A 12576-nucleotide genomic window follows, 5' to 3' on the forward strand; every position below is an offset into this window, starting at 1 on the left:
ATGATGCCGACCCGTCTCCGACCGTCGCCTCGGGCGGCCCGGGTTTCGTCTTTCGCCGAGGACGACCCGACAGGAGAGTCGGAGTGCGTGATGCCCTCGGTACTTTCACCGTACGTCGCCGGCAACCGGGAATGTGGCGCCGGGCGGACTCATCCGAGTCGAGCACTCCGCCTGCCGAAGGGTGCCCAGGGAGACCTCCGCGGCGGACAGCCCCCTCGTGGGGCACTCTGCTTGACCCCATGCCTACCGGGTATCCACCGCCGCCGGGCCCGAGCAGGTTCCGCGGACCACGGGCGCATCCGCTCACGCACGAGCCCGAAAACGCATCAGCGCCCGAGTCAGCAGAGGCCGACCCGGACGCTGCGTAGCAGGTCAGAGGTCATATCCCCCGCCTACCGCCGGTAGGCCCTGTGGGACTCGAACCCACAACCAATGGATTAAAAGTCCACTGCTCTGCCAATTGAGCTAAGGGCCCAGGCGATGTTGCCTCCCCGAGCATAGCCGCAGGAAGCGGCGTCGCCGATCGGGTATCCGGGAGACGGGGCCGTGTGCGGGGTGGAAGCGTCCGTGAACGCTGGGGATCGACCGGTTCGCGAGCCCTGACCCGCACCGGACGACCACCGGACAGCCACCTGTCGGGCACCCGCCGGGCGCGTCCACCAACGCGCCGGGCCCCCGCTGGAACAGTCCCGCGTAGGACTGCCGGCCCGTCCCGATCCGCACCCGCACCCGCACCCGCACCCCGAACGAACCCTTGCCGTCACCGCGGATCCAGGCCGAGGACAGTTTCCCCTTGTCGTCGGCACTTCACCGGCCGCAGGAAAGGCCGTGGCCCCCACCGACGATCGGTGGGGGCCACGGCCTCTGTCAGAAGGCCGGCTCTCGGCCGGACTCAGCCGTTGCGCTTCCAGCGCGGCTTGTCCTCGCTGCGCCCGAAGGAGCCACCGCCGCGGTGGTCGTCACGGCGGCCGTACGGGCGCTCGTGTCCGCCGGCGCGGAAGCCGGGGCGGTCGCCCTGGCGGTCCCGGTTGAACGGACGGTCGCTGCCACGGTGGCCACCGCGCTCGTCACGCCGCTCGAAGGAACGGGCCGGACTGTCGTCCCGGCGGAAGCCGCCACGGTCGCCCCGGTCGTCACGGCGCTCGAACGAACGGCCACCACGGTCGTTGTCACGACGGTCGTCACGGCGGAAGCCGCCACGCTCGCCACCGTCCCGACGCTCGAAGGAACGGCCACCACGGTCGTTGTCACGACGGTCGTCACGGCGGAAGCCGCCACGCTCGCCACCGTCACGACGCTCGAAGGAGCGCCCACCGCGATCGCCGTCACGGCGCTCGTCACGGCGGAAGCCGCCACGCTCGCCACCGTCACGACGGTCGTCACGGCGCTCGAACGAACGGCCACCACGGTCGTCACGGCGCTCGAAGGAACGGCCACCCCGGTCGTCACGGTCGTCACGGCGCTCGAACGAACGGCCACCACGGTCGTCACGGCGCTCGAAGGAGCGCCCACCGCGGTCGCCGTCACGGCGCTCGTCACGGCGGAAGCCGCCACGCTCGCCACCGTCACGACGGTCGCGGCGCTCGTAGGAGGAGCCGGAACGCTCGGCGTCCCGCGCCACGGGCTGCTCGGGCACCGAGACCTCGACGACGTCGGGCAGCTCGGTCGTCTCGGCGGCCTCGGCCACCGCGGTCTGCGCCTCGGCGACCGCGGCCTCCGGGTCCTCGCCGCGCTCGCGGGCGACCCGGGCGACCAGCCGGTCGGCCTCGTCGCGCAGCTCGGCCGCGCGCCGCTGCGCACGCTCCAGCTGCTTGGTGAGGTGCGAGACCTCGCGCTCGGCCTGCTGCGCCGCGTTGCCCGCGGACTCGGCCTGCACCTCGGTCATCGACCGGGCACCGGTGATCTCGGCGACCTCGGGGTCGAACGCGCCGGCGCCCTGGATGATGTGGCGCGAGGCGTCGACGCCCGCGTCCTCCATCAGGCGGAAGATCTGGCGGCGCTGGTGCGGCAGGGAGAGCGAGACGACCGTGCCGGTACGCCCGGCACGGGCGGTGCGGCCGGCCCGGTGGAGGTAGTCCTTGTGGTCACCGGCGGGGTCGACGTTCAGCACCAGGTCGATGCCGTCGACGTGGATGCCGCGCGCGGCGACGTCCGTCGCGACGAGGACGTTGACGTAACCGTCCTTGAAGTCCGCCAGCGTCCGGGTGCGGGCGCCCTGCGTCATGCCGCCGTGCAGCGCGTCGGCCTTCGCACCGGCGTCGCGCAGCTGCTCGGCGACGCGGTCGGCGCCCAGCTGGGTGCGGACGAAGATGATGGTGCGGCCCTTGCGGGAGGCGATCGCGGCGGTGACCGGCGCCTTGTCCTTGGGCTTCACGATCAGGATGTGGTGCGACATGGTCGTCACCGCGCCCTGGGCCGCGTCGACCTCGTGGGCGACCGGCTCGTTGAGGTAGCGGTCGACGAGGGTCTGGATCTCGTTCTCCATGGTCGCGGAGAACAGCATGCGCTGGCCGCCCGCGGGAACCTGGTCGAGCAGCTCGGTGACCTCGGGCAGGAAGCCCAGGTCGGACATCTGGTCGGCCTCGTCGAGGACGGTGATCTGCACGTCCTCCAGCGAGCAGGCGCCGCGGCCGATGATGTCGCGGAGCCGCCCCGGCGTGGCGACCAGGACGTCGACACCCCGCTCCAGGGCGTAGATCTGGTTCCCCATCGACGTGCCGCCGCACACCACCTTCATCTTCAGCCCGAGGACGTCCCCGTACGGCTGGAGCGCGTCGGCGACCTGCATCGCCAGTTCGCGGGTGGGGGTGAGGATGACGGCGCGGGGGCGCTTCTTCTCGGTGCGGCCGCCGGCCAGCGTGGCCAGGGTCGGCAGACCGAAGGAGAGGGTCTTGCCGGAGCCGGTGCGGCCACGGCCGAGGATGTCCTTGCCGGTCAGGGCGTCCGGGATGGTCGCGGCCTGGATCGGGAAGGGGGTGGTCACACCGTTCTGCGCGAGCTTGCGCACGACACCCTCGGGCAGACCGAGGTCCGCGAAGGTGATCTCGGGGGCCTGGTCGTTCTCGGCCGCCTGGGTCTCGGCGACCTGGTTCTCGGCGACCTGGTTCTCGGGGGTCTGGTCGTCGCCCGTGGGCATGACGGCGTGATCAGTACTGGCGATGGACATACGTCTGCGAAACCTTCCGGAGTCTCTTCGGCACGCGCCCGTCAACTCCGTGATTCGCACACGACCGCCTCAATGCGGTCCGCCACGGCAAGGGAGAGTACGCGCCACACGGCGCGCTCTGTGGTGGCGCCGGGCAAATGGGATCAAACGATCTACCACCATACGCACCCACCACCCCGGAAGGCAAACCGGTCCGGAAATGCCTGGTCGGCGCCCTACGGGCGCCCGGCGGAACGCCTCACGCCGGCGAACCGGCGCTAGACCGGCGCCCCCGCCTGCGGCGCCGGCTCCCGCATGACCAGTTGCGGGCCCGTGTTCTCGTGCGCCGAGGAGGACGGCTCGGCGGCCGTCGGTTCCGGCGTCGTCGGCTGCTCCGATGTCGGCGGGGGCGGTTCCGGTGCCGTGGTGGTGCGCGTGGGGGTCGGCTCGGGCGGGGGCGGCGGGGGGTCGCCCGGCTTGACGGAGTGCCCCGGGACGGCCGGTGCCGAGCCCGACGCGGTCGCCCCCGGCGTCTTCGCCGAGCCGGACGGGTCGGGCGACCCGCCCGGCGAGGCCGAGCGCCCGTCCTTCCCGTCCTTGCCGCGCACATGATCGGCGCCGCCCGCGCCCCCGCCGCCCGCGACACCACCGCCGGACCAGGCCGTTCCTCCGTCGGGCGCCTCGCCGCCCTGCGATCCGGCCGAGTGCGAGGGCCTGGCGCGGCCGCCGTCGTCACCCACGCTCATACAGCCGGCGGCGGCGGCGACGGCCACGACGGTGGCGGCCAGGCGGACAGGTACGTACAAGCGGCGCACGGGCAGCCACCTCCGAGGGGGTGATGGAGTCAACCTGCCCAACTCCCGCCGCCCACAAGAGGACACGCGCCCCGTTACCCGTATCCCAGCGCGTGCAGTCGCGCGTCGTCGATCCCGAAATGGTGGGCGATCTCGTGCACGACCGTGATCTCGGTCTCGGCGACCACGTCCTCGCGGGACTCGCACATCCGCAGCGTCGGTCCCCGGTAGATCGTGATCCGGTCCGGCAGCACCCCCGCGTACCACTCACCTCGATCGGTCAGCGGCGTCCCCTCGTACAGCCCGAGCAGCTCGGGATCGTCGGCGGCCGGTTCGTCCTCGACGAACACCGCGACGTTGTCCATGAGCCGTGTCAGCTCGGCCGGGATCCGGTCCAGCGCCTCGGCGACCAGTTCCTCGAACTCCTCGCGCGTCATCTCCAGCACAGGCCCATTGTCCGGTACGGCGCCCCGGTGCGAGACCCCGCCACCACGCGCGGACGAACCGCCTACGAACGGGACGGCACGGCGGAGATCGCCGACCCCGCCACCACGCGCGGACGACCCACTCGGCGCCGCATATCCACCGGCCCACACGGGCATACGGGATCAATGGCCCGCGTCCCCGCCGCAGTCCTGACGACGATCAGCCGTCGCCGTGTCCGCCGCCGCTCCCGCCCCACCCCCGAGACCACGCTCGTCCCACGCCCGGCGAACCGCCTGACCAGAGCCCTGGGCCTGACAGCCGTCGTCCTGCTGGGCGCGTGGCTCGGGCTGCTGGTCGTCGGGAACGTCCGGGTCCCGGTCGGCCCGATGGACACGACGATGACCCTGCGCCCGTCCCTCACCGGCGGCACCAAGATCAACGTCTCCCCGCTGGGCGCGCTGCACCTGGACAGCCACCTCGCGCCGGTCCGGCTCGACGTGAACGTCGACCAGCTCGACCCCGAGCGCTCCCAGGCCCTGGTCGACCATCCCGAGCGCATCTCCGGCCTCCAGGCCGAGGTCGCCCGGGACGTCGGCCAGGGCGCCCTCGGGCTGGCCGTGCGCTCCTGCGTGGCCGTCGTCGCCGGCGCGACCGCGCTCGGCCTCGCCGTCTACCGCCGCCCGCGCCGCGCCCTGGCCGCCGGCGGCCTCGCGCTCACCCTGCTGGCGGCGTCGGGAGCGACGGCGTACGCCACCTGGAACCCCAAGTCGGTCCTGGAGCCGAGGTTCTCGGGCCTGCTGTCCTCCGCCCCCTCCCTGGTCGGCGACGCGCGCAGCATCGTCACCGAGTTCGACGTCTACCAGCAGGAGTTGGCGCGCCTGGTGACCAACGTGACCAAGCTCTACGACGCCACCTCCACGCTCCCCGCGTACCGGCCGGACCCGACCACCATCCGCGTCCTGCACGTCTCCGACATCCACCTCAACCCGGCGAGCTGGAAGATCATCGCCTCGCTGGTCGAGCAGTACGAGGTGAACGTGATCGTCGACTCCGGCGACACGATGGACCACGGCAGCTCGGCCGAGAACGGGTTCCTCGACCCGATCGAGGACCTGGGCGCCCCGTACATCTGGGTGCGCGGCAACCACGACTCGCGGACCACCCAGCGCTATCTGGAGGACCTGAGGAACGTGCACGTCCTCGACGACGGCCGCGCGGTGTCGGTGGCGGGGCTGCGGTTCGCGGGGATCGGCGACCCCCAGTTCACCCCCGACCGCAGCGACAGGCCCGGCACCGAGGCGTCGCAGGAACTGGCCGGCGCCCGCCTGGCCAGTTCCCTGCGCGACCAGAGCGCCGCCGGCACCCCGGTGGACGTGGCCGTGGCCCATGAACCCCAGGCCGCCCGGCAGACGGACGGCGAGGTCCCGCTCGTCCTGGCGGGCCATGTGCACCACCAGGAGATGGAGGTGCTGCGCTACGGCACCCGGTTGCGCATCGAGGGCTCGACCGGCGGCAGCGGACTGCGCGCGGTGGAGGGCGCGCGCCCGGACCCGATCGAGGCGTCGATCCTCTACTTCGACCGCGACACCCGCCGCCTCCAGGCGTGGGACGCGATCCGACTCGGAGGCCTGGGCCGGACAACGGCCGAGATCAGCCGCCACCTTCCCGAGGAGAACCACCCCTGAACCGCCTCCCCTGATCTCGTTTGGCCCGCGTCCATGACGCGTAGTACAGTCTGGTCGTGCCCAAGGGCACCGGTCAGGGCTTGACCGTCCGAAGCTTCCGTCGAAGCGAAAGAGAAGCCGATCCCCGTCAGGGGAGAAGCGGAGTCACATGCTTCTCACGTCCCTTCGGGAACGCGAAGACGAAGCAGAGCGGTAAGGCTTTTCGCCCTCATCGTCTAGCGGCCTAGGACGCCGCCCTTTCAAGGCGGTAGCACGGGTTCGAATCCCGTTGGGGGCACGCAGTACGGTGTGCGACACTTAGCTACGTTGGTTCGCACGCCAACCACGCATGGTCCTGTGGAGCAGTTTGGAGTGCTCGCCACCCTGTCAAGGTGGAGGCCGCGGGTTCAAATCCCGTCAGGACCGCTTGCAGATCACTCCGGTGAACTGCGTGGCTGGGTAGCTCAGTTGGTACGAGCGATCGCCTGAAAAGCGATAGGTCGCCGGTTCGATCCCGGCCCCAGCCACCAGAGTGAGAACGTCCCGGACAGTATTCCGTCCGGGACGTTTCTCGTCGTGTGCCCCCTGTCCGCCCCACGTCGGTCCTGCGGATTCTCCGTCGACGGGCCGCACGGGGCCGTCGTATCTTCCCTCTGCACGCGATCTTCCGCGGGCGATTCCGTTTCTGTGCCGGGGGGCCACCGCCATGTCCGCGTCTGCCGACCTTCGTCCGCGTCCCGAACTGCCCGACCAGGTCCCGCGCTTGCCACGCCTCCTCCTGAACGGCCTGTCGGCACTGCTCGTCGCCGTCGCCCTCAGCGACCTGTACGCCGTCTACGCCGGCGTCCGGGTGTACACACTGATCCATCAGGACGGGGGCTTCGCCTTCGCCTCCGAGCAGGAACTGGAAAGCATCGACGCGCTGTACCGGACCGCCGGACAGCTGCAGGGCGTCACGTTCCTCACCTGCGCGATCGTCTTCATCCTCTGGTTCCACCGGATGCGCCAGGACACCGGGGCACTCGGGCCGGACAGGTTCCGCAACGGCCCCGGCTGGGCGATCGGCTCCTGGTTCGTCCCGGTGGCGAACCTCTGGCTGCCCTATCGGGTCGCCGTCGACATGTGGGGGGCAAGCACACGGCTGCCGGCCGACGGCGAGCCGTACAAGGTCTCCTTCTGGCCGGTCAACCTGTGGTGGGGCCTGTTCGTCGCCACGACCCTGTTCCGCCGGTACGCCGACCGGCGCTACCGGGACGCCGAGGCCGTCGGGGAGATCCGGGACGCCGTGCTCCATCTGATGGCGTCCGACCTCCTGGACATCGCGGCCGCGGCGGCCGCGGTGTACTTCGCCGTCCGGCTGACGGCCATGCAGCGGCTGAAGGCGACCGACGGGCCCTACGTCTCCGTCTGAGCCGGGCCGGGGCCACCGCCCCGGGCACCGGAACGGACCGATTCGTCCGGGGCACCGGGCCGCGGTCGCCGCCGGGCCGGACCTCGGAGCGAGCCGCGCCACAGGCAAATCGTTCGCCAGTCGTTCGGGCGGGGTGCGATCCTGGGACCCGTATGTCTACGCAGCCTGCCCTCGCCCCCCGCCTGACGGACCTCTCCCTGCGCGACGCGCACCGGCTCGGCCGCAGGCTCGAAGGCGCACGCAAGATCCGCAAGCCGGAGGCGCGCGCCACCGTACTCGCCGAGATCGAGGCGGAGATCGAGAAGGCCGAGGCCCGGATGGCCGACCGCCGGGCCCAGGCGCCCTCGGTCAGCTACCCGCCGCAGCTTCCCGTCAGCCAGAAGAAGGACGAGATCGCCGAGGCCATCCGCGACCACCAGGTCGTGATCGTCGCCGGTGAGACCGGGTCCGGGAAGACCACGCAGATCCCCAAGATCTGCGTGGAGCTCGGCCGGGGCGTCCGCGGCATGATCGGCCATACCCAGCCCCGCCGTATCGCCGCCCGCACGGTCGCCGAGCGGGTCGCGGAGGAACTGGACACGCCGCTCGGCGAAGCCGTCGGCTGGAAGGTCCGCTTCACCGACCAGGTGAACCCGGACGCCACCTTCATCAAGCTGATGACCGACGGCATCCTGCTCGCCGAGATCCAGACCGACCGCGAGCTGCGCGCCTACGACACGATCATCATCGACGAGGCCCACGAGCGGTCCCTCAACATCGACTTCCTGCTGGGCTACCTCGCGCAGCTGCTGCCGAAGCGGCCGGACCTCAAGGTCGTCATCACCTCGGCGACGATCGACCCGGAGCGCTTCTCACGGCACTTCGGCGACGCCCCGATCATCGAGGTCAGCGGCCGGACGTACCCGGTCGAGCTGCGCTACCGGCCGCTCCTGGAAGAGGACTCCGAGGACGCCGACCGCGACCAGATCACCGCGATCACGGACGCCGTCGAGGAGCTGATGGGCGAGGGCAAGGGCGACATCCTCGTCTTCCTCTCCGGTGAGCGGGAGATCCGCGACACGGCGGACGCGCTGGAGAAGAAGAAGTACGCGTTCACCGAGGTCCTCCCGCTGTACGCACGGCTCTCGCACGCCGAGCAGCACCGCGTGTTCCAGCAGCACACCGGACGCAGGATCGTGCTGGCGACCAACGTCGCCGAGACCTCCCTCACCGTCCCGGGCATCAAGTACGTCATCGACCCGGGCTTCGCCCGTATCTCGCGCTACAGCCACCGCACCAAGGTCCAGCGGCTGCCCATCGAGCCGATCTCCCAGGCCAGCGCCAACCAGCGCAAGGGCCGCTGCGGCCGTACGTCCGACGGCATCTGCATCCGCCTCTACGGCGAGGACGACTTCGAGGCCCGCCCGGAGTTCACGGACGCGGAGATCCTCCGTACGAACCTGGCGAGCGTCATCCTGCAGATGACCGCCGCCGGCCTCGGCGACATCGAGAAGTTCCCCTTCATCGACCCGCCGGACCACCGCAACATCCGCGACGGCGTGCAACTCCTTCAGGAGTTGGGCGCGCTCGACCCGGACCAGAAGGACTCGCGCAAGCGGCTGACGGACACCGGCCGCAAGCTCGCCCAGCTCCCGGTCGACCCCCGGCTGGCCCGGATGGTCCTGGAGGCCGACAAGAACGGCTGCGTCCGCGAGGTCATGGTCATAGCCGCCGCGCTCTCCATCCAGGACCCCCGCGAGCGCCCGGCGGAGAAGCAGGCCCAGGCCGACCAGCAGCACGCCCGCTTCCGTGACGAGACCAGCGACTTCCTCGCCTACCTCAACCTCTGGCGCTACCTGCGCGAGCAGCAGCGGGAGCGCGGGTCGTCGTCCTTCCGCCGCATGTGCAAGCAGGAGTACCTCAACTTCCTGCGCATCCGCGAGTGGCAGGACATCTACAGCCAGCTGCGCACGGTCGCCAAGCAGATGGGCATCCACCTCACCGAGGACGACGCCCCCGCCGACCGCATCCACACCTCGCTCCTCGCCGGCCTCCTCTCCCACATCGGGATGAAGGACGTGAAGGACGGCAACAAGAACGAGTACCTGGGCGCCCGCAGCGCCAAGTTCGCGATCTTCCCCGGCTCGGCGCTGTTCAAGAAGCAGCCGCGCTTCGTGATGTCCGCCGAACTCGTGGAGACCTCCCGCCTCTGGGCCCGCGTCAACGCGAGGATCGAGCCCGAGTGGGTGGAGCCCGTCGCCGGGCACCTGATCAAGCGGACGTACAGCGAACCGCACTGGGAGAAGGACCAGGCGGCCGTGATGGCGTACGAGAAGGTCACGCTGTACGGCGTCCCGATCATCGCCCAGCGCAAGGTGAACTACGGCCGCATCGACCCGGAGGCCAGCCGCGAGCTGTTCATCCGCAACGCGCTCGTCGAGGGCGACTGGCGGACCCACCACAAGTTCTTCGCCGACAACCGGCGGCTGCTCAGCGAGGTCGAGGAGCTGGAGCACCGCGCCCGGCGCCGCGACATCGTCGTCGACGACGAGACCCTGTTCGACTTCTACGAACAGCGGGTTCCCGAACACGTGGTCTCCGGCGCGCACTTCGACTCCTGGTGGAAACACAAGCGGCACGAGCAGCCCGACTTCCTCGACTTCGAGCGCGCGATGCTCATCCGCGAGTCGGCGGAGGCGGTCACCAAGGCGGACTACCCGGACTCCTGGCGCCAGGGTCCGCTCAAGTTCAGGGTCACCTACCAGTTCGAGCCCGGCGCGGACGCGGACGGCGTCACCGTCCACATCCCGCTCCAGGTCCTCAACCAGGTCACCGACGAGGGCTTCGACTGGCAGATCCCGGGCCTGCGGGAGGAAGTGGTCACGGAGCTCATCCGGTCCCTCCCCAAGCCGATCCGCCGCAACTACGTGCCCGCGCCGAACTTCGCCAAGCGCTTCCTGGACGCCGCCGTACCCCTCCAGGAGCCGCTCACCACGACCATGGCCCGCGAGCTGAAGCGGATGGTCGGCGTGCCCTTCACCGCCGACGACTTCGACTGGTCGAGGGTCCCCGACCATCTGCGGATCACTTTCCGGATCGTCGACGAGCGGCGCCGCAAACTGGCCGAGGACAAGGACCTGGAGGCGCTGAGGCTCCAGCTCAAGCCGAAGGCCCGCAAGGCGCTCTCGCAGGCCGCCGCGGCCACCGCGGAGCGCAGCGGCGGCGAGTCCGTCGAGCGCCAGGGCCTGACCGACTGGACCATCGGCCCCCTCAGCCGCGTCTTCGAGACCCGTCGGGCCGGCCAGCCCGTGAAGGCGTATCCGGCGCTCGTCGACGACGGTCCGACGAAGAACACGGTCTCCGTACGCCTCTTCGACACGGAGGCGGAGCAGGCCGAGGCCATGTGGAAGGGCACGCGCCGGCTCATCCTGCGCAACATCCCGGTCAATCCGGCGAAGTTCGCGTCCGAGAAGTTGACCAACGCCCACAAGCTCGCCCTCTCGGCCAACCCGCACGGCTCCGTCCAGGCCCTCTTCGAGGACTGCGCCACGGCCGCCGCGGACAGGCTGATCGCCGACTTCGGGGGGCCGGCGTGGGACGAGGAGTCGTACCGCAAGCTCTACGACAAGGTGCGTGCCGAGATCGTCGACACGACCGTGCGCACGGTGGACCAGGTGCAGCAGGTGCTCGCCGCCTGGCAGGCCTGTGAGCGCCGGCTGAAGGCCGTGCGCAGCCCCGCGCTGCTGCCGAACCTGCAGGATGTCCGGGCGCAGCTGGACGCCCTGGTGAAGCCCGGATTCGTGACGGCGACGGGGCTGGGCCGGCTGCCGCACCTCATGCGCTACCTGGTGGCCGCTGACCGGCGTCTGCAGCAGATGCCGACGAACGTCCAGCGGGACACCACGCGCATGGAGAAGGTCCAGGAGATGCGCGACGAGTACGCGTGGCTCCTGGAGCAGCTGCCGCAGGGCCGGCCGGTCCCCACCCCCGTCCTGGACATCCGCTGGATGATCGAGGAGCTCCGCGTCAGCTACTTCGCGCACGCGCTGGGCACGGCGTACCCCGTGTCGGACAAGCGGATCGTGAAGGCGATCGACGCCGCGGCGCCGTGACGGCCCTCGCACGTTAAGTGAGTTCGACCAGGCGGCCGCGCTCCTGTAGAGTCTCGTTTCGCAGCGCAACGCAGGAATCGCGCCGCAAAATCTGGTCCTGTGGAGCAGTTTGGAGTGCTCGCCACCCTGTCAAGGTGGAGGCCGCGGGTTCAAATCCCGTCAGGACCGCAGAGAAGTCGAGGCCCGCATCCCACCAAGGGAAGCGGGCCTTCGCCATGACAGCACCGCCACACACGACGGCCCGCATCCCCACCGAGGGAAGCGGGCCTTCCTCATGACCGCGCCGGCCGGGTTCCTCGGAGTCCGGGCGCTCATCCTCGGGCAGGGGATTCGGCCCCGCACACGTCGGCCCCTGCACCGCCTTGACGGCGTCACTTTCGGTCGGTACTCAGAAACCAGGGCAACACGCCCGCTGGGCCCGGAGGTGGCGTATGGCGGCATCGGTGAGGCACGAGACCCGGGCATTGCTACGGGCGCACCTCTCGGCCGCGTCGTCGTACCGGCATGTGACCCGGCACTGCCCGATCTGCCATCGCCTGCTGCGACTCGCCCTCGCCATGGACCCCGCCCCGCACGCCCCGGACACCCCGGACACTCCGGAGGAGAGCGTCGAGGACGAGCGCTCCGCCGACGCATGAGCGACCCCGCTCCATGCCTCACATCCCCAACTCCCCTATCGCACATAGGTCAGAGGCAACAAGCACAGTGGCATGTGACGGGAGTCACCGCATGAGTTTTCAAAACAGCGGTACTTACCCATCTCCTACAACTGGTCAATTTAATATGTGCAATGGCACCACCTCGCAGGCCCGTTCCGCGGCAGCCGCGACACCCTTCCCCAGACTCCGACAAGCCCGCCCACGGGCTCGCCACCCCACGCACAAAAAAGATCGCGCTGGACTCGGCGGAGTCCAGCGCGATCGGTGACGCACCCTGTCAGTTGCCTGAAGGTTCTGGGCGAGGGCCCTGTTGGGGCAGAACCCGCGTCGGTGGGAGCGTGGTTGCGGACGCCTCGGAAGGTTGGGGGGCCGACCGATTTGTCCTG

7 protein-coding genes and 5 tRNA genes are annotated in these 12576 nt (G+C 70.5%); 8 read left to right on the forward strand and 4 right to left on the reverse strand.

What is annotated here, in order from left to right:
* Nucleotides 1-402: 402 nt before the first annotated feature.
* From ACWCPM_RS03155 to ACWCPM_RS03170, 4 genes are all read right to left on the reverse strand, one after another.
* Nucleotides 403-475: transfer RNA gene (locus ACWCPM_RS03155), tRNA-Lys, on the reverse strand.
* A gap of 417 nt (nt 476-892) precedes the next feature.
* Complete coding sequence (locus ACWCPM_RS03160) at nt 893-3166, reverse strand: DEAD/DEAH box helicase (protein WP_450974409.1); 2274 nt, start codon at nt 3164-3166, stop codon at nt 893-895.
* 257 nt (nt 3167-3423) lie between these two features.
* Nucleotides 3424-3960 carry a hypothetical protein gene (locus tag ACWCPM_RS03165; RefSeq protein WP_450974410.1) on the reverse strand — a complete coding sequence of 179 codons (537 nt, stop codon included), beginning with the start codon at nt 3958-3960 and terminating at the stop codon, nt 3424-3426.
* A gap of 74 nt (nt 3961-4034) precedes the next feature.
* Nucleotides 4035-4385 (reverse strand): metallopeptidase family protein, encoded by a 351-nt coding sequence (locus tag ACWCPM_RS03170; RefSeq protein ID WP_450974411.1) that lies wholly within the window; start codon nt 4383-4385, stop codon nt 4035-4037.
* Between the two features lie 165 nt (nt 4386-4550).
* Here ACWCPM_RS03170 and ACWCPM_RS03175 point away from each other — a divergent pair, with 165 nt between their 5' ends.
* The 8 genes from ACWCPM_RS03175 to ACWCPM_RS03210 all read left to right on the forward strand — a co-directional run bounded on the left by ACWCPM_RS03175 (nt 4551) and on the right by ACWCPM_RS03210 (nt 12169).
* Entirely contained in the window at nt 4551-6050 is a 1500-nt protein-coding gene (locus ACWCPM_RS03175; RefSeq protein WP_450974412.1) for a metallophosphoesterase family protein, read from the forward strand.
* A 204-nt stretch (nt 6051-6254) separates the two neighbouring features.
* Nucleotides 6255-6327 (forward strand) — tRNA-Glu (locus ACWCPM_RS03180).
* 53 nt (nt 6328-6380) lie between these two features.
* Nucleotides 6381-6455 (forward strand) — tRNA-Asp (locus ACWCPM_RS03185).
* Between the two features lie 27 nt (nt 6456-6482).
* Nucleotides 6483-6559, forward strand: a tRNA-Phe gene (locus tag ACWCPM_RS03190).
* Nucleotides 6560-6735: 176 nt separating this feature from the next.
* The gene (locus ACWCPM_RS03195) at nt 6736-7440 is read left to right on the forward strand and encodes a DUF4328 domain-containing protein (protein WP_450974413.1); all 705 of its coding nucleotides are present in this window, start codon (nt 6736-6738) and stop codon (nt 7438-7440) included.
* Between the two features lie 152 nt (nt 7441-7592).
* Entirely contained in the window at nt 7593-11531 is a 3939-nt protein-coding gene (gene hrpA, locus ACWCPM_RS03200) for an ATP-dependent RNA helicase HrpA (RefSeq protein WP_450974414.1), read from the forward strand.
* 93 nt (nt 11532-11624) lie between these two features.
* Nucleotides 11625-11699: transfer RNA gene (locus tag ACWCPM_RS03205), tRNA-Asp, on the forward strand.
* Between the two features lie 263 nt (nt 11700-11962).
* Nucleotides 11963-12169, forward strand: a complete 207-nt coding sequence (locus ACWCPM_RS03210) for a DUF6274 family protein (protein WP_450974415.1) — start codon at nt 11963-11965, stop codon at nt 12167-12169.
* Nucleotides 12170-12576: the final 407 nt, after the last annotated feature.

This window comes from Streptomyces sp. NPDC002309 (assembly GCF_053593375.1).